The sequence below is a fragment of the Microcoleus sp. w2-18bC1 genome, assembly GCF_036700365.1.
Classification (GTDB): Bacteria; Cyanobacteriota; Cyanobacteriia; order Cyanobacteriales; family Microcoleaceae; genus Microcoleus.
This window is the reverse complement of record NZ_JAUBOS010000003.1, coordinates 1-26482: the sequence shown is the minus strand read 5'-3', so window position 1 is coordinate 26482 and position 26482 is coordinate 1. Positions and strand designations below refer to the sequence as shown.

The 26482-nt window shown below is 44.8% G+C and carries 22 protein-coding genes and 1 pseudogene; 10 read left to right on the top strand and 13 right to left on the bottom strand.

The genetic code is table 11. From position 1 onward, the window contains the following. Positions 1-377: 377 nt before the first annotated feature. From QT979_RS03260 to QT979_RS03235, 6 genes are all read left to right on the top strand, one after another. Positions 378-878 (top strand): peptidoglycan-binding domain-containing protein, encoded by a 501-nt coding sequence (locus tag QT979_RS03260; RefSeq protein WP_333308130.1) that lies wholly within the window; start codon positions 378-380, stop codon positions 876-878. A 301-nt stretch (positions 879-1179) separates the two neighbouring features. Beyond that, on the top strand, positions 1180-1605 hold the full coding sequence (locus QT979_RS03255) for a photosystem I reaction center subunit II PsaD (protein ID WP_332956926.1): 426 nt from the start codon (positions 1180-1182) through the stop codon (positions 1603-1605). Between the two features lie 164 nt (positions 1606-1769). Then, positions 1770-2630: a GNAT family N-acetyltransferase gene (locus tag QT979_RS03250; RefSeq protein ID WP_333308128.1), complete on the top strand. Its 861-nt coding sequence runs from the start codon at positions 1770-1772 to the stop codon at positions 2628-2630. A 104-nt stretch (positions 2631-2734) separates the two neighbouring features. After that, on the top strand, positions 2735-4282 hold the full coding sequence (gene trpE / locus QT979_RS03245; RefSeq protein ID WP_333214671.1) for an anthranilate synthase component I: 1548 nt from the start codon (positions 2735-2737) through the stop codon (positions 4280-4282). 76 nt (positions 4283-4358) lie between these two features. After that, on the top strand, positions 4359-5243 hold the full coding sequence (locus QT979_RS03240) for a PhzF family phenazine biosynthesis protein (RefSeq protein WP_333214697.1): 885 nt from the start codon (positions 4359-4361) through the stop codon (positions 5241-5243). Between the two features lie 160 nt (positions 5244-5403). Further along, positions 5404-5880 carry a hypothetical protein gene (locus QT979_RS03235; RefSeq protein ID WP_333308126.1) on the top strand — a complete coding sequence of 159 codons (477 nt, stop codon included), beginning with the start codon at positions 5404-5406 and terminating at the stop codon, positions 5878-5880. A gap of 17 nt (positions 5881-5897) precedes the next feature. Here the strand turns inward: QT979_RS03235 and QT979_RS03230 are convergent, their stop codons facing one another. The 4 genes from QT979_RS03230 to petH all read right to left on the bottom strand — a co-directional run bounded on the left by QT979_RS03230 (position 5898) and on the right by petH (position 10802). After that, the gene (locus QT979_RS03230; RefSeq protein WP_333308124.1) at positions 5898-6836 is read right to left on the bottom strand and encodes an alpha/beta hydrolase; all 939 of its coding nucleotides are present in this window, start codon (positions 6834-6836) and stop codon (positions 5898-5900) included. A 407-nt stretch (positions 6837-7243) separates the two neighbouring features. Next, a complete protein-coding gene (locus tag QT979_RS03225) occupies positions 7244-8560 on the bottom strand; it encodes a homoserine dehydrogenase (protein WP_333228308.1) in 1317 nt (438 codons plus the stop codon). 136 nt (positions 8561-8696) lie between these two features. After that, positions 8697-9452, bottom strand: a complete 756-nt coding sequence (locus QT979_RS03220) for a Uma2 family endonuclease (protein ID WP_333308122.1) — start codon at positions 9450-9452, stop codon at positions 8697-8699. A gap of 144 nt (positions 9453-9596) precedes the next feature. After that, entirely contained in the window at positions 9597-10802 is a 1206-nt protein-coding gene (petH, locus tag QT979_RS03215; protein WP_333214661.1) for a ferredoxin--NADP reductase, read from the bottom strand. A 589-nt stretch (positions 10803-11391) separates the two neighbouring features. Between petH and QT979_RS03210 the strand changes: the two genes are divergently transcribed. After that, positions 11392-12396 (top strand): phosphoribulokinase, encoded by a 1005-nt coding sequence (locus QT979_RS03210; protein ID WP_333035850.1) that lies wholly within the window; start codon positions 11392-11394, stop codon positions 12394-12396. Positions 12397-12487: 91 nt separating this feature from the next. Here QT979_RS03210 and QT979_RS03205 read toward each other — a convergent pair whose 3' ends face one another. The 4 genes from QT979_RS03205 to QT979_RS03190 all read right to left on the bottom strand — a co-directional run bounded on the left by QT979_RS03205 (position 12488) and on the right by QT979_RS03190 (position 16445). Then, positions 12488-13684 carry a 5-methylcytosine restriction system specificity protein McrC gene (locus QT979_RS03205; protein WP_333308119.1) on the bottom strand — a complete coding sequence of 399 codons (1197 nt, stop codon included), beginning with the start codon at positions 13682-13684 and terminating at the stop codon, positions 12488-12490. 56 nt (positions 13685-13740) lie between these two features. After that, the gene (locus tag QT979_RS03200; RefSeq protein WP_333308117.1) at positions 13741-15381 is read right to left on the bottom strand and encodes an AAA family ATPase; all 1641 of its coding nucleotides are present in this window, start codon (positions 15379-15381) and stop codon (positions 13741-13743) included. Positions 15382-15666: 285 nt separating this feature from the next. Beyond that, a complete protein-coding gene (locus QT979_RS03195) occupies positions 15667-16068 on the bottom strand; it encodes a type II toxin-antitoxin system VapC family toxin (RefSeq protein WP_333214655.1) in 402 nt (133 codons plus the stop codon). Beyond that, positions 16068-16445, bottom strand: coding sequence for a hypothetical protein (locus QT979_RS03190; RefSeq protein ID WP_333308115.1), 378 nt, complete (start codon positions 16443-16445; stop codon positions 16068-16070). Before QT979_RS03190 ends, QT979_RS03195 begins: the two co-directional genes overlap by 1 nt. A gap of 58 nt (positions 16446-16503) precedes the next feature. Here QT979_RS03190 and QT979_RS03185 point away from each other — a divergent pair, with 58 nt between their 5' ends. Next, entirely contained in the window at positions 16504-18156 is a 1653-nt protein-coding gene (locus QT979_RS03185) for an FAD-dependent oxidoreductase (RefSeq protein ID WP_333308113.1), read from the top strand. Between the two features lie 317 nt (positions 18157-18473). Here QT979_RS03185 and QT979_RS03180 read toward each other — a convergent pair whose 3' ends face one another. After that, positions 18474-18848: a type II toxin-antitoxin system RelE family toxin gene (locus tag QT979_RS03180; protein ID WP_015179269.1), complete on the bottom strand. Its 375-nt coding sequence runs from the start codon at positions 18846-18848 to the stop codon at positions 18474-18476. Beyond that, the gene (locus QT979_RS03175) at positions 18841-19176 is read right to left on the bottom strand and encodes a hypothetical protein (protein WP_333216712.1); all 336 of its coding nucleotides are present in this window, start codon (positions 19174-19176) and stop codon (positions 18841-18843) included. The genes QT979_RS03180 and QT979_RS03175 overlap by 8 nt, the downstream gene beginning before the upstream one ends. A gap of 155 nt (positions 19177-19331) precedes the next feature. On the opposite strand from QT979_RS03175, the gene QT979_RS03170 reads away from it, so the two are divergent. Both QT979_RS03170 and QT979_RS03165 read left to right on the top strand, forming a co-directional pair. Continuing rightward, on the top strand, positions 19332-22115 hold the full coding sequence (locus QT979_RS03170) for a valine--tRNA ligase (RefSeq protein WP_333308110.1): 2784 nt from the start codon (positions 19332-19334) through the stop codon (positions 22113-22115). Between the two features lie 283 nt (positions 22116-22398). Further along, positions 22399-22896: a hypothetical protein gene (locus tag QT979_RS03165; protein ID WP_333308108.1), complete on the top strand. Its 498-nt coding sequence runs from the start codon at positions 22399-22401 to the stop codon at positions 22894-22896. Between the two features lie 282 nt (positions 22897-23178). On the opposite strand, the gene crtB is transcribed toward QT979_RS03165, so the two are convergent. The 3 genes and pseudogenes from crtB to QT979_RS03150 all read right to left on the bottom strand — a co-directional run. Beyond that, complete coding sequence (crtB, locus tag QT979_RS03160; RefSeq protein WP_333308106.1) at positions 23179-24108, bottom strand: 15-cis-phytoene synthase CrtB; 930 nt, start codon at positions 24106-24108, stop codon at positions 23179-23181. Between the two features lie 91 nt (positions 24109-24199). Further along, entirely contained in the window at positions 24200-25573 is a 1374-nt protein-coding gene (gene pds, locus QT979_RS03155) for a 15-cis-phytoene desaturase (RefSeq protein WP_333308104.1), read from the bottom strand. Between the two features lie 225 nt (positions 25574-25798). Then, a pseudogene (locus tag QT979_RS03150) lies at positions 25799-26317 on the bottom strand (transposase); the annotation flags it as partial. Positions 26318-26482 lie beyond the last annotated feature (165 nt).

Here is a 26482-nt window from a genome sequence, read left to right as displayed (position 1 = left end):
GATGTGGCCACGCGGTGTTCAGCTTTAAAATCAAAAGTATCAAAGCAGATTCAGGATGCGCTTGCCGTCTTAAACCGGGTTTGGCGACAGAGTACCTAGGGAGGCTGCCGAAAATTAATATCAGTTTAAACAAAGAATCCAACTGTACGTAAGCTGCAAACCCCGATAGTAATCAGTCATGCCCAATCTAAAATCTAAAATCTAAAAGGGTATAAGTCTCCTGTCCACAAGTCGCGAGATGGTAAAGGTTGCTCGAATCTGTTGAGGCACTGCCGACGCCAGTGTTGATTCGAGAAAATTTGAGAAGGCAAATGTTTCGCCCGGAAAAAGTTTTTTTCCATAAGAATACTCAAACCTAGAGGTTAGCAAAACCGATTATGTCACCTACAATCCAGATGAAATCTACTCAACCTATAGCCAAAAAGCCACAACTACAATTAGGTTCTCAAGGTAAAGCGGTATTGGAACTAGAAGAACTGCTAACCAAGTTGCACCTTTACCGACAGCCTGCTAAAGGAATTTTTAACAAAGCAGTTGATTTTTCTGTGAAACTGTTTCAGTTTCGGGTTTTCTTGTCACCGGATGGCATTGTCGGGCCGCTGACTTGGCAGGCGCTTTATACTGCTGCTCCAGTTAATATGCCGATACTCAAATTAGGCAGTTCTGGGGAAGCAGTCGCTACTGTTCAGGAAGTTCTCAAAACTTCCAACCATTATGGTGGTGAAATTGACGGCGACTTTGCTACTTTGACGGACAAAGCTGTTCGCGCATTTCAAAAAAGCTTTGGGATTCAGGCCAACGGGATTGTCAATCAAGAAACTTGGACTGCTTTGAGCCAAATTCCCCGCGGCTATGACCCTAATTGGTTCTTGACTTAGGGTTGACGCGGTAAATTTTTCGATCATTGCTTGTGGAGGAAAATTGGGAGAATGTGCGATTATTTGGGGGCCCACAAGCACCCGAATAATTGCTATTTTTGTTTGATTATTTTTTCGGGATTCGTGCTGCCTAATTTTGTTTTATAACTTTGGTGTAAATTACCAATTATCAATTATTAATTACTAATTATCAATTATCAGAAGAGATCGATCGCCCAAAAACTGTTAACTTTCCTTACAATTTCGACAGCAGTGTCGCGTCATGATGATAGGATGCCGTAAAAATCCTTTGGATATGTTTATGGCAGAAGAACTCACTGGACAACCCCCTCTTTTCGGCGGCAGCACCGGCGGCTTGCTGACCAAGGCGCTAGTTGAAGAGAAGTACGCGATCACTTGGACTAGCCCCAAGGAACAGGTGTTTGAAATGCCTACAGGCGGCGCTGCAATCATGCGTCAAGGCGACAACTTGCTGTATCTGCCCCGCAAGGAGCAGTGCATCGCTTTGGGCGGCCAGCAACTGCGGGCTAAATTCAAAATCTCGAACTACAAAATTTACCGCGTGTTTCCCGACGGTTCTACTGAGTACCTGCATCCCAAAGATGGCGTGTTCCCTGAAAAGGTGAACGAAGGTCGTCCCTACAACGGTAAGATTGACCGCAATATTGGCAGCAATCCCAATCCGGCTAAGCTGAAGTTCAGCGGCAAGAAGACTTTCGATCCTTAAACTATGACTGCATCGCTGAGCAAAACATAGCTAATATTGCCTTGAAAGGCTCAGCTTGTAAACTTGTTTTTGCAGTAGTATTCTGGCGCGGGAGGCTAAGCCCGCAGCGCCAAAATACTACTGCAAACTTCTAATTTTATTAAAAGTTAATCGTTAAATTAAAAATGAATGTCGCAATCAGGCGAGCGCAGCCTTCTGATATCGATGTTTGCGCTGGCATTACTTATGAAGCTTTTAAAGATATTTCCGATCGCCACTTGTTCCCTACAGATTTTCCGACGCTGGAATTTGCAACCAAAATAAGTAGCTTGCTAATCGAAAGTCCGTTGTTTTTTGGCATCGTAGCCGAGAGTTCCGGTGCCGTTGTCGGCTGCGGATTTATGGACGAACGCAACCCGATTCGTGGTATCGGGCCCGTCAGTGTCGATCGAACTTTTCAAGGCCGCGGCACGGGACGGGAAATCATGAAAGCTTTGCTGGAACGGGGACAGGACGCTGTGGGCATCCGTTTGGTTCAGGAATCTTTTAATATGGCGTCGCTGTCGCTGTACGCTTCTTTGGGTTTTGAGGTGAAGGAATCTTTCGTGTTAATGGAAGGAAAGTTTCGCAGCCAGCCGCACCATGGGTTTGAGGTGCGACCGATGGCTAGTGAGGATGTTGGTGAATGTACGGCTTTGTGCAAGAAATTATACAGGTGCGATCGAACTAGCGATATTGAGTACGCCCTGAATTTCTTTTCTCCTTGGGTTGCTTGCAAACAAGGTCGGATTGTGGCTTATACTTGTGCGGTGTCGGCTTTGAGCCACAGCGTCGCGGAAACTGAGGCGGATATGCAGGCTTTACTTTTGGGGGCGGCCGCGTCGAACTCCGAAGCACAGGTTTCTTTCCACTTGCCGGTGCGTTACGCAAGTTTGTTTCGCTGGTGTTTGCAAGAGGGGCTGCGCGCGCTCAAACCGATGGCGGTGATGGCAGTTGGCGAGTACCAGCAGCCTCATGGCTGTTGCTTTCCGTCTTTTGTTTATTGAGCCCAAGACGGGTAGGACGCTTTTAATCGCTGAAATTATTGCCAGGATTGCATTTTCCTTCTTCTTTCTTTCTTCTTCCCTCTTCCTTCTTCCTTCTGATATATATGATATTTCCCGATTTCTCACAATTTTCGGAACTGGCGACACAAGGCAATTTTGTACCCGTGTATCAAGAATGGGTTGCTGATTTGGATACGCCGGTGTCTGCGTGGTATCGGGTTTGTGCGGGTCAACCTTACAGTTTTCTGCTGGAGTCGGTGGAAGGTGGGGAAAAACTTGGGCGTTATAGTTTCTTAGGGTGCGATCCGTTGTGGATTTTGGAGGCAAAGGGCGATCGCACAACTCAAGTTTACCGTGACGGTTCCGAAAAAGTATTTACGGGCGATCCGTTTGTAGCTTTAACCGAGTGTTTGGAGTCTTATCAACCGGTGAAATTGCCGCAGTTACCGCCGGGAATTGGCGGGTTATTCGGTTTTTGGGGTTACGAGTTAATTAAGTGGATAGAACCGCGAGTTCCAGTGCATCCAGCAAGCGAGAATGATTTGCCGGATGGGTTGTGGATGCAGGTGGATAATTTGCTGATTTTCGACCAGGTGAAGCGGAAAATTTGGGTCGTCGCCTATGCGGATTTGCGCGAGGTTGGCGTTGATTTGGCAGATGCTTATCAGCAAGCGTGCGATCGCGTTGGCAAGTTAGTTCAGAAGTTGCAATCGCCGCTTTCCCGGCAATCTACTCTAATAGAATGGACACCTCCCAATGACGGGCAAGATGCCCGTTCCCCAACCGGAAATACAGAATTGGCTTACACGAGCAATATTACCCGTGAAAAGTATTGTGCCAATGTCTTAAAAGCGAAGGATTATATCAAAGCCGGAGATATTTTTCAAGTAGTTATTTCGCAGCGACTCGAAGCTGAATACAGTGGCGATTCTTTTGCACTTTACCGATCTTTGCGTCTCATAAATCCTTCTCCGTACATGGCTTATTTTAATTTTAGAGATTGGCAGATTATCGGTTCGAGTCCCGAAATTATGGTGAAAGCGGAAAACGCTGCTGATGGCAAAAAGATAGCGACTTTGCGACCAATCGCCGGCACTCGTCGCCGGGGTAAAACTCCTCAAGAAGATGATGCTTTGGCTGCTGAATTGCTTCAAGATCCCAAGGAAATTGCGGAACACGTCATGTTAGTTGATTTGGGCAGGAACGATTTAGGCAGAGTTTGCCGAAACGGTACTGTAAAAGTTGACGAATTAATGGAAATTGAGCGTTATTCTCACGTCATGCACATTGTGAGCAATGTGGTGGGAGAATTGGCCCAGGATAAGACAGCTTGGGATTTGTTGAAAGCTGGTTTTCCTGCAGGTACGGTTAGCGGTGCTCCGAAGATTCGGGCGATGGAGATTGTGCACGAGTTGGAAGGTTGTCGCCGGGGGCCGTATTCTGGGGTTTACGGGTATTATGATTTTGAGGGGCAATTGAATAGTGCGATCGCAATTCGGACTATGGTTGTTCGTTCTTTAGGTGGTGACAAACATTCGGTTTCTGTGCAAGCAGGTGCTGGTTTGGTGGCAGATTCTAACCCGGATATGGAGTACGAAGAAACGCTCAATAAAGCCAGGGGAATGTTGGAAGCAATTCGCTGTTTGAAATAGCAAGTTACAAACTTCTTTTATAAGGAGGAGGCGGTTGAAACCGCTGCTACACAAACTACTGTTGAACGAGGGAAATGTGAATTTTTATATAGTTGACGTGTTTGCGGAGTCAAAATATGCTGGCAACCAACTAGCTGTATTTTGCGGTGCAGGAGTTGCCGAACTATCTGAGGCGCAAATGCTCCTGATAGCGAGGGAAATCAATTATTCAGAAACTACGTTTATTCGATCGCCCGATCCGCGAGATGGCGGCTATGACGTGCGGATATTCACGCCCAAGAAGGAATTGCCCTTTGCCGGTCATCCGACTTTGGGCACGGCGTTTGTGTTGCAGCAAGAGATTATTCGCGAAAAGGTCGATCGAGTAATTCTCAATCTAGCCGTCGGTCAAATTCCAGTTACTTTTAATTATCACAATGAATCGGCAGATATTTTGTGGATGCGACAAAACCCGCCTAGTTTTGGTCAAGTTTTATCAGCAGAAACTCTGGCCAATGTCCTGAATTTAGCACCCGATGAAATTGATGCAAACTTCCCAATTCAAGAAGTTTCTACGGGAGTGCCGTTTATAATTGTCCCATTAAAAACTCTCGCCTCGCTCAAAAAAGCTCAAGTCAACTTAGATAAATATTTTGAGCTAGTTGAGACAATGGAAGCGAAAGAAATTTTGATATTTTGCCCAGAAACCTACAGCGATATTAATGATTTAAACGTGCGAGTTTTTGCCCATTCATTAGGAATTCCAGAAGATCCGGCGACTGGCAGTGCTAACGGCTGTTTGGCGGGATATTTGGTAGAACATGATTATTATGGGGAAGCCAAGATTGATGTCAGAGTTGAGCAGGGTTATGAAATCGCTCGACCTTCTTTGCTGTTGTTACAAGCCGCTAAGAATGAAGGCGAAATAACAGTTTTGGTGGGTGGTAAGGTGGTGATGGTTGCTAAGGGAGAATTTGTGTAGAATATTCAATGGGAAATTATTAACCGCAGAGGCACGCAGCTAGATTTAGAGGCTTCTTTGGGGATCGAGATCTTATAATTTTGCTAATATGAGGTAGCTCATATTCATTGATTCGCGTGATTGTTAGGCTAAAAAAGTCATCAATACCAGAGACTTTCCAATGCTGCAAACATTTTCGCGGACTTTAAATGTATCCCCTGACGCTTCAGAAGCGCTGCTTTCACTGCCATTAACCAGCTTGCTCGATTCACCGGAATTCAATCAATTATTCGCAAGTCTGGATACTGCTTTACTCAAAGAAACTTTGCCTACTGCTGGAACTGTTTTAGCTCAAAAGCTGCCGTCTTTTTACGACTGGTTGCAAACAGAACTAGGAATTAAAAACGTCCCTGAGAGTCCCGATCATACTACGAAATGGGTAATCGGTTTTTTGAAGAATCAAGAAAGTTTAATTCGTTTAGTTGATCTGCACAAATCAATTCCCAGACAGGCATTAGAACGAGCGATCCCTCGTTTAGTTAGCACCTTTGATGAGGTTCAACCTACCGCTGTAAAGCAAGAATGGGAAAAAGCGATCGCAGCACTTTGTCTGGTTCTCGCCGTCGCAGCGCGGGAAAATCAGCCATCTGCCGCCTGAAGCAATTCTGTCTGAGTTTAAACAAAGCGCTTTTTTCGGAAAATTTGCAATTGAGTGCGATCGATCTGAACGACTACTGACCGCCGCTTGTTGAGGACGATCGCATTGTGTCTATTTAGCAAAAGCAACTGAGCCAATATTGCCACAATCGCGCGCCTTTTGAGAAACTTGCCTTCAAAACGCGCCATTCGGACGATCGTCTCCTCGATTTTATAACAACAGTTTTTCCCTTTCTGGGAAATCACAAAAATCGTTCCCGGTATGTAATCGCCTTCATTTGCCCAGAAAGCATACCTTTCACCTAAAGTAAAGTAGTGAAAAACATTGTTAGCGGTGGAAGTTTTAGCTAACTTTTCCGAAACGCCCAAAGAATTAAAAACTACAGTGGATCTAATATAATCCGGGTATTTTGCTGCTATTTGCTGAGCAACTTTGCCCCCCAAACTTTCTCCGATGACATCGGGCGGATTCCCGCTGTGAAATTGCTGCTTTATCCAATCAATAGCACCCGCAGTTTGCGCCGATTTTAACTGTCGTTCTAGTTTTGCCATAAATACATCGGGCGTATCTTCCAAAACGCGATCGAAAGGATACCAAGAACCGTAGCCGCGAATCACTAAAACAGGTGGATGATTGCCAGAAATGGGGACGCGACTTTCAGCATAAAAACCAGTGCGAGAGTCTTCAAACACTTTTGTTATGATATAATTTCCATCAATAACTTGCCCTTCCTGGTGCCGAATGTAAATTGAAGGATTATTGGGTTTAAAAGTATCGTGCAGTTGGGGTTTTGCAAACTTTTCGTAGAGAGAATCTAGCAAGTGCCTTCCCGTTTTGCGATCGACGAAATCGAATTCTGTTCCTTTCATTATCTGGTAGCCGCCGGTTTTACCAACAATATTGAATAAGTACAAAAAATCTACATAAACCCGCCACCGCACAACGAATAATCTCAATTAACTTTTACTTGTATCAAATGGCAAAAATCTACATGACATTTACCATTGGGGGAGTGAGAGGACGGGTTTTAGAGATAATCAATGATTGGCAAATATTCTATATAATATCAAATCCGGTAGTATCGTCGGGCGTAAAATCCAGTCAAAAGCTATGCCCGCTCAGCTTCGCCGAAGGGTCAACAATCACCGACGCTGCAACGGGAATCGATCTAATTCATCTGCGTTAATCTGTGTTAATCTGCCTGTATCTGCGGTTAAAAAAAGAGAAAGTATTAACCGCAGATGACAAGGGATTGACGCCGATGCACCCAGAGGTCGAGAATAGAGTGAGAGGGCGGGTTTTATAGATTGTCACTTATTAGTAGCAAATATTGTATGTGAAACCCGCCCCTAGCAAATCACTTTTACAAAACTCGCAACGTGCTAGCAATACTATCGACTGCTTCCATCGCGCGAATTTCATCGAGTGCTTGTTGAAAATTACCTTCCCTAACATCGTGAGTCACGACGACAATTTCTGCTAAATCGCCGTGAATTCCCGTCTGCACAACTGATTCTAAACTAACTTTGTGGTTGCCGAAACAAGTGCCTAGTTTTCCAATTACCCCCGGAGTATCGTGGGTTAAAAAACGGGCGTAAAAGCGAGTAACAAGTTCCTGCATCGGAGCAATTTTGCAGTAGTGTTGGTGACTGCAACTCAGCAAAGGATGAGGAATCGGAACAGTTTCTGTTTTCAGGATGGCCGCTACATTCATGATGTCGGATACTACGGCGCTAGCTGTGGGGCCCGCACCGGCGCCGCGCCCGTACAGCATCAATTGCCCGATCGGCTCTCCTTCGACTAAAATGGCATTGTAAACCCCGTTAACACTCGCCAGCGGATGAGTTTTCGGCACAAAACTCGGATGCACTCGAATGGACAGCAGTTCGCTTTCTCCCTCCGCTTGCTTGCCATTGTAGCGGGAAGTTTCTTGAGCAATCGCCAATAATTTAATCACAAATCCCAGCTTGTCGGCGTAGTCAATATCCGCCGCACTAACTTTTCTAATACCTTCGCAGTGAACATCAGCTAATTTGATGCGTCCGCCAAAAGCTAGCGAGGCTAAGATAGCAATTTTATCGGCAGCATCTAATCCATCTACATCTGCTGTGGGGTCAGCTTCAGCATAACCTAATTGCTGAGCGTCGGCGAGGACTTCGGCAAAGTCTGCGCCTTCTGTTTGCATCCGCGTCAGGATGTAATTAGTTGTGCCGTTGACGATGCCGGTGACAGTTTGAATGCGGTTTGCAACTAAGGATTGTTTGAGGCTTTGAATGACTGGAATGCCGCCGCCGACAGCAGCTTCTAGCATTACGTAAACGCCTTTTTTGTTAGCGGCCTCGAAGATTTCATTACCGTAGCGGGCGATAACTGCTTTGTTGGCAGTGACGACGTGCTTGCCGCTGGCAATAGCTTGCAGAATGAGCGATCGCGCCGGTTCCAATCCGCCAATCAATTCTACTACAATATCAATTTCCGGGTCAGTTGCGATCGCTTCTAGGTCAGTTGTCAGCACATTTTCTGGCAATTGTAAAGACCGAGTTCGAGAAATATCGCGCACTCCCACCCGATAGATTTCCAATTCCTGCAACAGTGGATGGCGGCCATCTGGGGAGAGCAAAATCTCTGCTGTTCCCGCGCCAACTGTACCCAAACCTAGCAAACCAATTTTGAAAGCCACGACTTTGACCCGTAGAAACTCACTTCATCTAGAATCATTGTATGATAACCGCGGCTTCACTGAATACCCTGAGACCCGACTTCTTAAAAAAGTCCGGGATCTACATGACTAATTAATCCAGATTTTACATGGCAATTTAAAGTTCTGTATCCATCTCTATCCCCATTTCTCGCAGCCGCTGCGCCAATCTTTCGGCCCGCTGCCTTTCGGCATTAACTTGCTGTTCTAGTTGCTCATTTTGCTGTTCTAGTTGCTCATTTTGCTGTCCTAGTTGCTGTAGCTGTGCTTGTTCTTCTCGAATTAAATCTTCAACTAGGGGCGGACATAGCACTTGATTAACCGATAAAATAAATTCAGCGAACTGTACAGACTGAACTTGCTGTCCCGGCACAAATTCCTGATGAGAATAACTGCCTTCATTTTCCGGGCGACTGCATACTCGTATTTTCGGTTGATTTGGGTCTACAATCCAATATTCAGGGATATCAATTAAGTCATATTCTGCCCGTTTGCGAATGTAGTCGTCTCGCCAATTTTGACTGGTAACTTCGATAACTAACAGCGGTTTTTCTTCAAAATCTAGCACTGCAGAACCAGGTTGCGCGCAGACTTGTTCCCACAGACTCTGAGTGCAAATCACCACATCAGGAATGCGAGAAGAGTTTTCCTCAGTTCGGACTGCGGTAGTCACAATTGCAACTATGGGTAGGTTGTGTGCTGCAAAGAAGCGCCGGAACTGATAAACTAAAAATTCACAAATTTTGATATGTATTGCTGTAGGTGTTGGCATTTCGATCAGATTGCCCCGATATAATTCATAACAAACACCCGATTCTCCCTGATAGTTCAGATATTCTTCAAAGGTGAGTTTTTGGGTAGAAGTTATAACCATGTCAGTTATCTCCCTTTTTCGGTGAGCTTACTGTATATTTTACACTTGTCTTGGGTGAATCAGCCCCTCAAGACTCAAAACTGCTTCAAAAATTGTAGGGCGAGCCAAGCCCACCCTACAAATCAGATTAAATCAGGTAACACATTAATAAGTTTCAACGTGCCAACGGTGCTCTTTCTTCAACTGTTTCTGATAGGCGGCCCACTCAACACCGTGCTTGCTAGACGCGGCCGACATTCCCTCATCAATTCCGCCTTCCATACCCTTCAAACCGCAGATATAAGTGTGAGTATTCGGCTTTTGAACCAATTCCCACAATTGGTCTGCGTTCTCTTGAATCCGGTTTTGAATGTACATCTTGCCGCCGTCAACATTTTTTTGTTCGCGGCTGATGGCATAAGTCAAGCGGAAATTATCGGGGAACTCGCGCTGCAATTGCTCCAACTCTTCCTTATAGAGAATGTTGGGAGTGTAAGCAACTCCAAAGAACAGCCAAGCTAAACCTCTGAACTTGTAATCGGGATTGTTTTCTTTAAACATCCGCCACAAATAAGCCCGGAAAGGAGCAATACCCGTACCGGTAGCCATCATAATAATGGTGGCTTCTTCGTCGTCGGGTAACAGCATTTCCTTGCCTACGGGGCCGGTGATTTTGACATCATCTCCAGGTTGCAAACCGGTGAGAAAAGTCGAACAAACACCAAAGACTTTTTCACCAGTTTCTGGGCTTTTGTACTCTAGGCGGCGGACGCACAGAGAAACTGTTTTGTCGTCTACATCGTCTCCGTGACGGGTGGAGGCGATCGAATAAAGCCGAATTTTGTGGGGTTTGCCGTTTTTATCCGTGCCATCGGGAATAATCCCGATACTTTGACCTTCGAGATAGTGTAACTTGCCTCCAGAAATGTCAAATTTGACGTGACGGACTGTGCCTTCGCCGCCTTCTCTGACTAATTCTTCTGTAGAAATGCACTTACCAATATAGGGATTGGCCGGTTTGTAGAGGTTAACAGGAACCTGAACTTTTTCCTTGGCTTGAGTCATGGGCTTAGTTTTTTCTCCAGATTTCTGACTCTGTAGCCCTGCTTCTGGTGCGACTTTGCCATTTGTTTCGGGAGCGCTATTTGAGGGGCGGATGCTGATAATTTTGCCACCCATCCGAGCAATCCGGCGCATTTCCTGATTCATGCGATCGTAGGGTACGGAGATAAATACGCTGCCGCTACGGCGAATCGGGTTACTTATTTGGTCAGTTGCTTGGCTCTGACGCATACCCTCCACTTCGTAAACAAAGATGCGGCTGCCTGATTCTGAGTTTGCCGCAACACCAGATATGCTTGGGCTGTACATTTGTTGCTTGTCCTTCACGATACAGAGTTATAAAGAAAGAGAATGTGACGTTAGACTCAATTTACTTTTTTCTTAAGGCCATCGGGACTAATTGGCCGCGCCAATTTTTGGGCCTCGCCACGCCGGCAGGAGTGTTGAAGTTGCGATCGCTCGCGTATCAAATCCCTACTAGCCGAACGCCGCGCTCACCGAGCCCGCTTTGCGTTCGGCTGTTGACCTATAGCTATTGTTGTCTGCGTACTGCCAATATTTTACCCGATCGGGGGATCTGCCCCGATAAGTCCTTCTGATTTGGGGAGCGCCCCACCAGAGAAAGGAAGATTCGAGCAGTTTTAATGAGGTTGAGCTTGTAGGGGGCGAACGCCTTCTGGTAAGATTAACCACTAAAGTTAGTATTAATTACTTGCCTTGAAGATTGCTTGGGTCTGCCCGGGCAGGCAGTCAACTCACTGCTGTATGCTGGTGAGAACTCGATCGTCTCGGGGTAGCACAGCAGCACAAAGCCTGCTTGCCGCTACCTGCGGGCTGAAATTTTGTGGAATCTAGACTTGAGTTAGTTAGTAAACAGTGATTTTGTTAGAGGGAAACTATGACCAGTAAGCCGGATCGCGTGGTTTTAATTGGCGTTGCCGGAGATTCCGGATGCGGAAAATCTACTTTTTTACGCCGATTGACAGATTTGTTCGGGGAAGATTTCGTTACTGTAATCTGCCTTGATGACTATCATTGTCTCGATCGCAAGCAGCGCAAGGAAACAGGGATTACAGCCCTTGACCCCAGAGCGAACAATTTTGACCTGATGGCTGAGCAAATGAAGGCTCTCAAAGAAGGTCACGCGATCGACAAGCCGATTTACAACCACGAAACTGGTCTGCTCGATCCTCCTGAGCGGGTAGAGCCGAATCACGTGATTGTGATTGAGGGGCTGCATCCCCTATACGACGAGCGAGTTCGATCGCTCCTCGACTTCAGCGTCTACCTCGACATCAGCGACGAGGTAAAAATTGCTTGGAAAATCCAGCGCGACATGGCGGAACGGGGCCACCGTTACGAAGACGTGCTGTTTGCGATCAATGCTCGCAAACCTGATTTTACAGCCTACATCGACCCGCAAAAGCAATATGCTGATGTGGTAATTCAAGTGTTGCCGACCAACTTGATCAAAGATGACAAAGAGCGGAAAGTTCTGCGTGTGCAGATGATTCAGCGCGAAGGCATCGCCAATTTTGAGCCTGCGTATTTGTTTGACGAAGGTTCAACAATTAACTGGGTTCCTTGCGGCCGCAAGCTGACTTGTTCCTATCCCGGAATTAAAATGTACTACGGGCCGGACGCTTTCTACGGTCACGAAGTCTCGATTTTAGAAGTAGATGGTCAATTCGAGAATCTCGAAGAAGTTATTTACATCGAAAGCCATTTGAGCAAGACTTCTGCGAAGTATGAAGGCGAGTTAACTCACCTGTTGCTCCAGCACCGCGAGTATCCTGGTTCCAACAATGGAACTGGTTTGTTCCAAGTGTTAGTCGGATTGAAGATGCGGGCGACTTACGAGAAGTTGACTGCAAAAGAAGCGAAAGTGGCTGTTAGTGTTTAGAACCCTGACATGAAAGATTTGGGAGGCGCAATTGCGCCTCTTTTTTTGTGGAGAAATGAACCGCAGAGGGCGCAGAGGGCGCTGAGTAGAGTTAGGGCAGGGTGTTTGGAAGTAGAGAGGTTAAGAAGGTTTTTCCGGCTTCATTCAGGTCGCTATCTAGGGAAAAAGTTAGACTGCGAACTCGGATATCGTCATTTTTTATATCTAGTGGCTGTTTGAGGTTTTGCGGGTAGACGAGAATTGCATTTTGGCACTTTAAGGCATTTGCGTAAGCAACTATTTGATGACGGTCATCACTGCCTACTCTATCGGGAGCTTGGTATTTTGTATCGAGGACGTATTGGACTTTTTTTGTTGCAATATCGCACAGCAGTAAGTCAATCCTATCGAAATAGTTTTGGTCATGTGTGACTCGGTGTTGTTGTTTGACAAAAAAGCCTTTTGGTGTATTTGCTTTCAGCCATTCAGCGACAAATTGTTCATATAAATTAGCCATGTCTATGAGAAAAGGGAGCATTTCGCGATCGCCTGTTTCGTGACTAGGCCCTGTGTTATCTAAAAAGAATCGACATAAGGCGTGTAAAAGTTGATAATCTTGATTCAAACGGTGATAATTTTTATCAATACAAGCTTCTGATTTAAAATGTTTTAATGTAACAAATCCTTGGAGTGCGTGAAAGGCTTTTCGCACAGTGGATGAAACAGATTCACCGCACAAACCGCTGCGGCCAATGATAAAGAGTGTCCAAGCCATAATTTGATTATCTTCGATGTCGCCTGTTTGTTCGTTATAGTGGCATTTTAGTTTAACATCCCAAGGTTTTTGCAGGGCTGACCGCAAATCGACGCGGCCGCGAATGTAGGCGAGTCTTTCTGTTTTGGATAAGTAATCGCGATATAATCCTTTGCGACAGCGTTCTAGAATTTTGTGGGCAAGAATATTAGCTAAGATCTCGTAACTTTGTTCTAATGATTGGCACTGAATCGATCCTTGGGGAAATTTTATCTTAAGGTTGTACGCATAGTCGATCATTCCGAAGAGGTTGTTTATGGGAACCTTGGGGCGGATGGCGATGTGGAATTCTGGAGTGATGGGAATGTTGCCAACTCTGCCTTTAGATTTTAAGTGCCATTGATATTTTGTTTTAAAGTTGGGAAATTCTATCTCGATTTCCTTGGCATAATTATGGTATATTTTCTGTCCTACTGATTCGGGGATTGAGTCTTGTTCAAAAGTTGCTAATTGATATTCTGTAAGTTCGATAATTCGGCGGGATTCTGATTTCATAATTGTGGTGGATGCAGTAACGCCACGGTATCGGCGTTAATGACGGCGTTAGATTGTCAATAGCCCAATTTATTCTTGATATTTTCCCAAAAAAACTCATCCATTTTTTCCAGGTTATCAAAGAAGTATTCTTCGAGGTATGGCTCAATTTCCATTTCCCAAATATCTTGGATATCTTCAGCTAAGGTTTTTGTCAAAAAGAAGGAGATGCCTAATTCATAGTGTTTGTTGTTAATTGCGCGATTGACATCTTCTAGAATGCTAGTTAATTGATTAACTGGAAAACCTGTTTCCTCTCTGTGGTGATACTGTCGCAGCACTTCATAGTTTGGATAGACGGGCATGAATGCGAAGCGGCGGCGGAGTGCATTATCGACTAAGGCAATAGAACGGTCTGCGGTGTTCATTGTGCCAATAATGCGGACATTTGTAGGGATTCTAAATTCTTCGCCACTCGCTAATTTAACGGTGCGATCGCGGTCATCAAGCAAATACATCAACTCTCCAAATACCTGAGATAAATTTGCACGGTTAATTTCATCAATAATCAGAATGCAAGTGTCTTCACAGGCTTCGGCTTTTTTGCAAAATTCGAGGAATCTGCCGGGAACTATGGGATAGGTTAATTGCCCATCTTGACTTTGCGGACGGATGCCTTGAATAAAGTCTTCATAAGTATAAGCTGGATGAAATTGAATCGTGTCTGAAAAGCCGTCACCGCCACCGATTAAGTGTTGGGCAAGTTTTTGAGCGAGGAAGGTTTTTCCGGTTCCGGGCGGGCCTTGTAAGATGGCTTGTTTCTTGCGGTGGATGGTGGATATCCAGCGGTTGAGATCAGATGTTTGAAAACCAGTTTGTTCTGAAATTTCTTCGAGATTGTACGATCGATTAAATTCTTTTTCATATACTGAAAAATATTCATTGATAGGTAGAGGTGAATCATTCTCCACTATATTGGCACACAAAAAAAATAATGGAAATACTTTTTTAAAGGTTTGTGCTATTATGTAAATTAACTGTTTGGCAGAATATCCTAATACTTCTTCGGCTGCAAGCGATCTAGCAACCTGAATATTAATAATTTCATTTTCTTTGAAATCTGGTGGTTGTTCGCTCGTTAAATAAATAATACTATTTAATAATTCATCAATATATTTTTGAGGTTTAACTACGATCTGGCGATATTCAGGTCTATAGGAATTATGACTAATGATTCTATTAGTTAAATAGCAATGATATTGATTGGGAAGGTTATAAAGTTTAAGGCTGTTGATTGCCCTTGGATTATTTATATAATTGCTCTCATATTTATCTCTTATATAATCAAGCTCGTTAAATTCTGCATACAAACCAAAAGTTAAGTCTTGGTTGTCAAATCTTAGCATTAAGTGAGCATCCTCTATATAATTGATGTCTCCATAACCAAAAGCCACACTGTAAGCTACTGATTGTAAACCGTTTGTTTCAACAATGGAGCCAAGTTGCTCCCACTTGATATTTATATATTTTTTTATAAAATCAGGCAACAGCTCTTCTACATGACTGAAAATATACCTCAATGGCTCTTCTACATATTGTAAAAAATCTTTTTTATGTGCCATGTAAAAATCGGAGCTAGGGTTTTCATAAAATTGGGCCAATAAGTTAAATGTCTCTGATGAAAAAGGACACTCTGGATGTACAAAAAATTTTTTCATTTTGTCTTATTCTTTGAGAGTTCTTAATTGTTATCCTGACTTTAATTGTAGCTGATAGCGGTTCTTTAAACCACCGTTCGCCCCTACTTCGATCTTCGATCACCCTACCTGTTGCTTCATGTTTTCTCATCTAAAATACGATCGCCCTTCCCGACACCAGATATCTGAGATGCGATCGCACCCGCCATCCTTACCCACATCAAATGCCCTGCCAAACCAGTAACACTGGCAAAACCGCTAACAACTGTTCCCGGAAAATTTAAACTTGCGCCGAGTGACTCAGAATTACCAAATTGTGTCTATACTAGATAATTGAATCCGGCGATCGCGACTAATAACGGGTACATTAAGATACAAAGCAGTAGCAGCAATAATGCGATCGGGCAAATCGGGAATTTGCGATCGGTCAACTTGCCTTAAAGTCAAAGCTATATTGCGATCGAAAGGAATTTCCACCAATAAGGCATCATCGCTCTCAACTTCTCTCACTAATAGATCGAGAGTAGTTGAATTAATCCGCCCTCTCTCGCTCAGATAGACAATTTCTGCTAATGTAATTGATGAAAAAGCCACCTGATTTCCCTCGGCAGCTATCTGTTCTATTGTCATTCTAGCAGTCACCGAAAGTCGTGAATCGGCAAAGATATACCAGATCACAGCATGAGTATCAGCTACAGCACGCAGCATTAGAAATCCTCCCTTGGGAAATTCGCCCATTCTTCGCTGCGAGCTTCATCTATATCAGCGGCAGAGGGTGCAATTCCCAAGTCAGCACATAAACCCCACAATGATTTGCGGGGAGCGGGCCGAACCACTAATTCTCGTTCTATTTCAGGAACAATCCACTTAATCAACCGTAACTTTTCGGCTAGAGACAAGTGCTTGACAAGATTTAAAACCGCCTCAAAAGTCATGTTTTTTATGTTTAAATTGTTGATTGATGTAATTGTAGCATTTTGGCGGCCAAGGACAGCATCACCAGGTTTGGGTTGAGAAGATTCGTTTATCACGGTTCCCGGAAAAGTTAAAACTGTGTCGAAACTATCTAAACGTGCTATATTCAACTCCGTAAACCCTGAACTTCCCTATCAGGTATTGCAAATTTATCCACGAGTCAACTGAATGCTCTCTACTTTCAAGAAATTAGCTTCAATTGCAATCATCTTTGCCGCCGTAAAACTTTTACTTAATTATCCGCCTTTCAGAGAAATAGAAAATTATATCGCAAATAGAAACCCAGCAAGTGCCACCTTAGACAATGGAACTCTGCAGCAAAAATCCAGCAGCCCGCCTCCGGTACTTCCCAAAAAACCACCAGAGCAAACGTTCGATGTAGTAGTATATGGTGATGAAGTACCGGGGATATGTGCGGCGATATGGGCTAAGAAAACTTTAGGCCCAAAGGGCAAAGTTGCGATCGTGCGATCGAACTACGGAAGAGCACCTTTGGGCGGGTTACTCACCCGCGGCGGTTTAGCTTACATCGATGTAGATAAAATCCCCGGTTGGTATCGCCAACCCTACGCCCAATGTTTTAAGGAATTCTTAGATAAAGCGGATGCGCCCGAATCTTGCTTAGACCCAAAAAGGGCAGATCAAGCTCTCAGGCAAATGCTTTCAGCAGCAAAAGTCAGAGTTATTTCCAACTCCACTCTTACTCCCCACGTCGTAGATAATAAAATCGAATATGCCGAAGTCAAAGGCAGCACATTAAGAATTAAAGCCAACTCTTTTATTGACGTAACTCAAGACGCGGAATTAGCCAGAAAAGCCGGATTATCTTATTATACAGGATATCAATCTCAGAATATAAAATCCAAAAATGAAACTTTAGCAGTCTCTGTAGTTCCGAGAATTACAGGGATAACGATGTCCGAATTCCGCAGTATAGAAGATGAAATTCTATACAATCGGCCTTTGGTAAAAAAGATTAAAGAAAGCATTATGAAATCTAAAGATCCGGCTAGTACAAAATTCTGGATGAGGAATTTCTGGAGTACGATTTATCAGCCATATACAGACGGCTACGACATCAGAAGCGTAGCCATAGGTGCAGCGTATCACATAGACAGAAAGCTGCCCTTTAGTCAAAATAAAGGATTCTTTTTTGATAAAGGCAATGTCTGCGTTTATAACAAGAATGTGCTGTCCTGGAACGGGTTTCTGTTTAAATACCAAGTTGACCAAATCATGAAGATGGAAGCTAATGGCAGAAAACCGACTCCTGAAATGATTAGAGAAATGTCATTTCTCCAATACTGGCTACAAAAGAAGTCTGGTAAAGATGTGAGAGTATTTCTTCCAGACGAGATTTATATCAGGCAAAGTTTGAACGTTCGCGATGTTGTAGATCCGCTGACGGGGCAGGAGATTATCAAAGGGGGAACAGTACCTGAAAAGTCGATCGGCAGTTTTTCCTACGATTTCGATATGCGGGGCGGAGTCAAGAATTTATCTGCGAGAATTCCGCCGCTGCCAGTCTATAATTTCGGGATAGAAAGCGCTTTGGCTAGCAAAGTCAAGAATTTAGCCATTGTAGGGCGATCGTCCGGTTATGTGGGTATGGCTGTATCCGTCGGGCGAATTGCGACGGTGAATATTTATCAAGGACAAGGTGTGGGCGTGGCCGCTGGTTTGGCTAGCAAGTTCGGCGTGCCGCTGAATTCGATTACTTCGGCTGAAACGAAAAAAACTCTTGAGACTTTAACGGGGAAAACGACGTATTTGTCGGGGAGAGATACGAGTTATGGAGTTGATTATAAGGAGGTAAAGTAATCGAGGTATAGTAGCAGTCCGTGTTGCTATACGAGGTTAAACCTGCCTACAAACTATAAACTTTTGTTTGAGTTTTAGAACAAAAAACGCAATTCCTGGAGTTTGATAGCTGTTATTCATTGCGATCCTTAATTATTGCCAGTTGTTTTACCAGTAGGACTAAGGCAAAAAGAAAACCGGTTTGTCTGCAAAATCGTGGCTTTCTCCCAGAGAATGCGGGTTTTGGATTAGGGATTTCTGTCAAATAAAATATTAAAAGGATTTTACCACTGAAGATGTCGAAACCTCATATTCGACGGCGCAAGATTCCCCAACTCTTAGATATCCTCTCGATCTTCGCTCTGCTGCTGCTCGTATTCTGTAATAATGTTCTGAATATCCTCTGCTGCAATATCGACTTGTTCGGACTTGGTGTAAAGGGTCAGCAAAATGATTCCCGTTGCTGTTTGGACGTAGTAAATTAAACGGTATCCACCACTTTTACCTTTTTGAGTGTCGCTATTTCGGACTCTCAACTTGAAGACTGCATAACCCACTCCAGCAATTCGATCTCCTGGGAGTTCTCCCCGTGTGAGTTGTTCGATAATGGGTTGAATATCATTGCGAATGCTGCGGTATTTTTTTGCCAGAGTGCGTAAATTGCGATTGAAGGTTGGTGAAACTATAACTTGAATTAAGGGCAAGTCAGTCATTTTCAATTCCTTCCCACATTTGAGCAACCGAAATGGTTTGCCCAGTCATGGCTTCGTGCCAAGCTTGCCGAAAATCTTGTAGAAGCGCTGCTTGAGATTGGCCCTCTCCGTCAATTTCTGAGGGTTCTGGAATACTAAAAGAATTAGCAGGAGGCATCTCCTGGATTTCTGCTGAGAAAACCTCTGGCAGATTATTTTGCGAAATGATTACCCCCTGACGTTGCTTTTGGCTTAGAAACTCTATAAAACTCGCAACTAATGCCAGATGTTCTGGAGAAAGTCGATCGAGCCATCGATCGATTTGATGTCGAAGTGCTGCTACATTCATAATGCCATCAAACCTTTTAATTTTACCTTCATTTTAACTTGACACTCCCCGCCTTGAATATCGGTCTTCCCTCTGCCTCTGACACGGATGCGGTTCAAAACTCTTCTCCTCCCTTCTATGGCACAATCTAAATAAGATAAAACCCTCAAGCCACCATGACCGCAAACCTACCCCCGCAATACGACCCCCAAGCCACCGAAGCCAAGTGGCAAAAATACTGGGAAGACAACCAAACCTTCAAAGCTGACCCAGAAGCCGGCGGCGAACCTTACTGCGTCGTTATCCCGCCGCCCAACGTCACCGGCAGCCTCCACATGGGACACGCTTTTGAAGAGACGCTGATTGATGTCCTCGTCCGCTATCACCGCATGACTGGACGCAATACTCTGTGGTTGCCGGGAACGGATCATGCTAGCATCGCAGTTCAAACTATTCTCGAAAAGCAACTCAAAGCAGAAGGCAAAACTCGCCACGATTTAGGCAGAGAAAAATTCTTGGAACGGGCCTGGGAGTGGAAAGCTGAATCGGGCAATACTATTACTAACCAATTACGCAGTTTGGGCGTGTCTGTCGATTGGTCGCGTGAACGCTTTACGATGGATGAAGGCTTATCCGCTGCGGTTTTAGAAGCGTTTGTCCGCTTGTACGATGAGGGGCTGATTTATCGCGGCAATTACCTGGTGAATTGGTGTCCGGCGAGTCAGTCTGCTGTGTCGGATTTGGAGGTAGACCAGCAGGAAGTTGAGGGCCATTTGTGGCATTTCCGCTATCCTTTGACGGACGGTTCGGGTTATTTGGAGGTGGCGACGACTCGGCCGGAAACGATGTTGGGCGATACTGGGGTGGCGGTGAATCCACAGGACGATCGCTACAAACATCTTATCGGTAAAACTGTGACTTTGCCGATCGTCAATCGCGAAATTCCAATCATTGCTGATGAGTTTGTCGATCCGACTTTTGGAACTGGTTGTGTTAAGGTGACTCCCGCCCACGATCCGAATGACTTCGAGATGGGTAAACGTCACAATTTGCCGTTTATTAACATTATGAATAAGGACGGCACTTTAAATGAAAATGCCGGAGAGTTCCAGGGACAAGACCGATTTGTTGCCCGGAAAAATGTGGTGCAGCGGTTAGAAAATGACGGGGTTTTGGTTAAAATAGAAGATTATAAGCATACTGTTCCCTACAGCGAACGCGGCAAAGTCCCGGTCGAACCTTTGATATCTACACAATGGTTTGTGAAGATCGAGCCTCTTTCTCAACGTGCTTTACAAGCATTAGATCAAAGTAACTCACCAGTCTTTGTTCCTGACAGATGGACAAAGGTTTATCGGGATTGGTTGGTGAAGCTGAAGGATTGGTGTATCTCCCGACAATTGTGGTGGGGACACCAAATACCGGCTTGGTATGCTGTTAGCGAAACCCAAGGCGAAATTACTGACACGACGCCGTTTGTAGTGGCGAAAACTGAAGCTGAAGCTAAGGAAAAAGCTACGGCTAAATTTGGTAATGACGTAGAGTTAACAAGAGATCCAGACGTATTGGATACTTGGTTTTCATCTGGGTTGTGGCCTTTCTCAACTTTGGGATGGCCGGACGAAACTAAAGATTTGGAGTTTTACTATCCGACAACTACTTTGGTTACAGGTTTTGATATCATCTTTTTCTGGGTGGCTAGAATGACGATGATGGCAGGACATTTTACTGAAAAGATGCCTTTTGATACTGTTTACATTCACGGTTTGGTGTTGGATGAAAACGGTCAGAAAATGTCTAAGAGTAAAAATAACGGTATCGACCCGCTGCTGTTGATTGGCAAGTACGGTACTGATGCTTTGCGCTACACTTTGGTTAAGGAAGTGGTTGGGGCCGGTCAAAATATTCGCATGGAGTACGATCGCAAAACTGATGAATCGAAATCGGTGGAAGCTTCGCGTAACTTCACGAATAAGTTGTGGAATGCCGCCCGGTTTGTGATGATGAATTTGGAGGGACAGACTCCGCAACAATTGGGAATTCCTCACCCCCCCCAACCCCCCCTTGCTAAGGGGGGGAGAGAAGAAGATTCCCTTGTTGAGGGGGGGAGAGAAGAAGGGCTGGAATTGTGCGATCGCTGGATTCTTTCTCGCTACAATCAAGTTGTGCAACAAAGCCGCAATTGTTTGGAAAATTACGGTTTGGGAGAAGCGGCGAAGGGACTTTATGAGTTTATTTGGGGCGATTTCTGTGACTGGTATATTGAGTTAGTCAAGTCTCGCTTGCAACAGGATGCTGAACCAAATTCTAAGAAAGGGGCACAGCAAACTTTTGCTTTTGTGTTGGAAGGGATTCTGAAACTACTGCATCCTTTTATGCCGCACATTACTGAGGAGATTTGGCACACTCTGACTCAAACAGGTGACGATCAATGTTTGGCTTTGCAAGCTTATCCTGAAGCAAACGCATCACTCATTGATTCTGATTTGGAACAGCAGTTTGAGTTGTTGTTCGGTACCATTCGCACTATTCGCAATTTGCGGGCAGATTCTGATATCAAGCCAAGTGTGAAGGTGACGGCGATTTTGCAAAGCGAAAACGAGAAAGAACGCCAAATAATCTCAGATGGAGGCGTTTACATTCAGGATTTGGCAAAAGTGGAAAATCTGACCGTAACTGCTAGTTTGGATACAGATTTGGGACAGACAATTACTGGGGTTGTAGGTACTGTGCAAGTATTGATTCCTCTGGCTGGGGTGGTCGATTTGGCGGCTTTGCGTGCTAAATTAGAAAAGAAGTTGAGCAAAGTGGAAGCTGAAATTAAGCATACTGCGGCGCGTTTGAGTAATCAGAAGTTTGTGGATAAGGCTACTCCTGATGTGGTTCAGGGGGCGAGGGATGCTTTGGCGGAAGCCGAAAAACAAGCTGAGATTTTGCGCGATCGGCTAAAGTTGTTTTAAGAGTTGACTGTTGACGGTTTTTAGTCAATTTGTAGGTGGCGTGAGGGCGAAAAACCTGGGAATCCCCAGGAAAATATTGACTCTCACGCACCACAGGCGCGATCGGCTAAAGTTGTTTTAAGAGTTGACTGTTGACTGTGGCCGGGGCGGGTTTACGAGATAGTGAGTTTCAGGCATAGATTGTTTGTAAAACCCGCCCCTACGATCTCGCAAATCCTACAACAAATAACTAATAACCAATAATTAATACCCAATTACCACTTACCAATTACTAATAACCCTCATGCTATATTTAGCCCAAGTACAAAATCAGGAAAATTTAGGCGAGATAAGTCTGCAATTGCTGGCTTGCCAAAATTCTGATGATACTTGGGCTATTCTTAGTGAAGAAAGTTTCTTGACATTACAGAAAGATTTTGCTCAAAATCCAATTAACTCTGCAACGAATGTTTTAAATGCAGGGATTTTAGTATTAGCAAATGTTGACCAAAATAGCCAGGTTTTGGATATTCAAGCAGCTACAAACTGGGTACTACAATTAGTAGAGAAATATTTAACAACAGGTTTTACTCCCGATTTTTTGCAGCAAGAAGCCCAAAAAGTAGAAGATTGGAGGCAATCTCTCACTTTGCAGAGTCAAGAATTGTCTCGCCGCTTGATAGAAGTTGAAGCCCGCCGAGAACAAATTCAAAATTTAGAAGCAAAACTCCAGCAGGAAAAGCAATTGTTGGAAAGTTCGATCGCCCAATTGAAAATTTTACCCGCTACACCGCCACTTTGACCAAGAATTTCTTGATGGTACCCGCCACGTGATTTATCGGTGGAATCAATCCCAAATCGAAAATCGAAAATTCTCAAGCCCCCGCATTTATCCGTGGGGTCGCCTCTAAAATCTAAAATCTAAAATCTAAAATCGATTGACTCCAATTAACACACAACAGGTAGGGACACGGCACTGCCCTGTCCCCAAAAACCTAATATGCAATTTGCTGGACATCATATAATTTGTAACTTGACAAATACCCCTTACCCGTTGCCGAATCGCCAGCAAAATTGCCTGCGGTTAAAGCACTTTTGACTTCATCCAAGCGGCGGGGAGACACAGCAATTTCTGAGAATTGGTAACATAAGCCCGCTTCTGAAACACATCATATTGATTGCGTTCGATCGCATTTAAGATCCTGCTGTACAGCATTGTAGCCGCCCAAACAGTCCAGCGGATATCGGGACTGAGCACTTTAATTCCCGGTTCGGCGCTGGCGTATAATTTGCGAGCTCGCTGAATTTGAAACCGCATCAATTCCCGCCAGCGGTTGTCAATTACACCGTTGAATAAATCTTCTTCGGTGTAGTTAAACAGCGCTAAGTCTTCTAAGGGAATGTAAATGCGGCCGCGGCGGGCGTCTTCTCCGACATCGCGCAGAATATTAGTCAACTGCTTGGCAATACCGAGGGAGATGGCTTCTTCTTTGGGAATTTTATTACCCCAGTGCCAATTCCAGTTAGCAGCGGGATTCGACTCGTCCACACCCATGACAGACATCGACATCAGCCCTACAGTACCCGCTACTCGATAACAGTAAAGATTGAGCTCTTCAAAAGTTTCGTAGCGGCTGCGGTACAAGTCCATTTGCTGGCCCGCAATCATCTCTCGAAACGGCTGAATGTCGATGGGGAAACGAGACAGCGTATCCACCAAAGCTACGTCGTAGTCGTCGTGAGGATGGCCGGCAAACACAGATTCTAGGCGTTTTTCCCACAGATTGAGGGTTTCAGGGGTCGTTGCATCAGAACCCGGCCCGTCTACGAGTTCGTCGGTGCGGCGGCACCAGACATAAATCGCCCAAATCGCCCGACGCTTCGCTTCGGGCATGAGTTGAGTGCCTAAATAAAAATTTTTGGCATAACTCGCCGTGACTTGGCGGCACAGTTCGTAGGATTCATCCAAAGAGGCCAGAGTTCTCATGCACTGGAGTTTTGACAGTTGCAGCATCCGAGAATAAGAAATTTAAAGATTAGAATTGACACTCCCCCGTTTAGAAAACGGGAGATTTTTTACGTCTTTATGAAAAATTCTTAATTTTTCATTGGTTATTGGCCGTTGAAATAGCCTGCGCTGTCAGCTTACCAGAAAGCACGGCACCTTCCATACTCGCAAGATAACGCTGCATCGTATAATCCCCCGTTAGATAGAAATTGCTAATGGGAGTTGTTTGTGTGGGACGGCACTGCTGGCGTCCGGGAGTGGCTTTGTAGACGGAACGTGGGGTTTTGACTACGTGATATTTGAGCAGTTTGGCGGGTTCTGGGATTTGATCGGGAAAGAGTTTTTCTAACTCGACCATTGTGGCTGCGACGATATCTTCGTCAGACTTGCCTATCCAGTCTTTGGCCGGTGCTAAAACCAGTTCCAGCATTGATTTGTCTGGGTTGGCATATTCGCGGCAGGTGTTGCTCATGTCGGCGTAGACGCTCAGCAGGGGCGATCGCGAGAACAGCAAATGGTCGATATCAGTTAATTTGCGATCGAACCACAAGTGTACATTAATGACGGGTACTCCCTCCAAGCCTTCGAGCTGTTTGAAATAATCCATTTCGCCCCAAGGTTTCGGCATCATCAGCTTCAGCGGGTCAACCGGCATCGCGGAAACGTAAATATCGGCCGTCAGAATTTCTGACTCTGCCCCTTTTACTCCCCGAATCTGGAAGCCGCGCACCGTTTTGTCATCGTTGAGCAAAAACTCCCCGATGGGTGCATTCAGCCGGACTTCACCGCCGCGCTCAGTTATGTAGTCTACCATCGGCTGACACAACCTCTCTGTGGGGGAACCGTCTAAAAAGGCCATTTTCGAGCCGTTTTTCTCTTGCAAGAAGCGGTTGAGGGCTGTCAGCAGTATGGTTGCAGATATTTCGTGGGGGTCAATGAAGTTGAGCGCCTTGGACATGGCGATGAATACTTCTTTTTCGACTCTGGGGGGGACGTTTTGCTTTTTGAGCCAGTCGGAAAACGAGTATTTGTCCATTTCTTCGACGTATTTTTGGCCCTGAAGCATCGCCGGAATCAAACCTATACCGAAGCGGATTTTTTCGGGCCAGGTGAGCATATCGTTGTTGCTCAAGATGGCTGCGACGCCGTTGAAGGGGGCGGGAAGGTCGGGAAAGTCAAAGCGGGAATAGGTTCCGGGGGTTTCCGGCTGATTGAAAATCATCGAGTGTTCTTTCCATTGCAGCCTGTCTTCAATGTCAAGTTCTTTGAAGAGTTGGAGCATATTTGGGTATGCACCGAAGAAGATGTGGAGGCCGGTTTCATACCAGTCGCCATCTGCATCTTTCCAGGCGGCTACTTTGCCGCCGAGTACGTCCCGACTTTCTAGGAGGATGGGGGTGTGGCCCGCGTCGGTAAGATATTTAGCGCAGGAAAGTCCTGCTAAGCCTGCTCCGGCGATCGCAACTCGCATTTGATACTACTTGGCCTCTGTGTTCGCTTCGGTTTAATTATACTTTACAACTCGTTACATTTTTTTGGGAAATGGGGAAGGTGGATGCGGCGAGCCCTCTCTCAGTCCCACAGTCCGCCAGGGAATGAATTCCCTGTCTCATAGCGCAAGTCCTCTGAAAGAGGACTGAAGAATACATTAGGGCTTGCTGAATAAGTCCAAAAAACTCAAAAAAGTTCGATCGCGCTATTGCCCGCCAACGCTTAATATAAGTTTTTCTTCTACTTGTAATACCGGAGGATAGCTTTTGATAATCTCAGTCACCTTTCTAGTCCTTATTAATATAATTTGACACAAAAAAAGCCACAATAACCTCCTTAATCCCGCAACAAGGTTCATGACTAAAAAAGCAATTGCAATCGCTGTTTGAGATGTATTATCGAGTTTGGTCATCACTCGATCGAGATTAAACCTTCTTTTTGCTTGACCAAATTTCCCTTCTATAGCCTGACGCGCTTTTTCATCTTCTTGAGCTTGCTTTTTTATTGCTTTACTCACATGAGCTGACCGTCTTCCCAAGGGCGGACCGCTCATCCTAATTCCTCTTTCTTTACACCAGGCTCTATTCGAGCGAGTACGGTAAATCTGGTCAACGTGAACCGATTCTGGGTAATGCCCTGTGAATTCTTTAAATGCTTCTACTTGGGCTATTAAGTCTCCTGATTCATTGAAGTTATCCCAACTAATTCGATCTAAAAATACATAGGGCTTGCTGAAAAAGCCTAAAACCCTTACATCAAAAGACTTTGGCTCCTGACAGCGCTGAGCATGTGTAAGATTCTGAGCTAAAATCAGTCAAAAGCCTAGTACAGCATCACTTTCGTAATGTACCGAAAAGTTGACCCAAGCCCAAACCCACCATCCAACTTT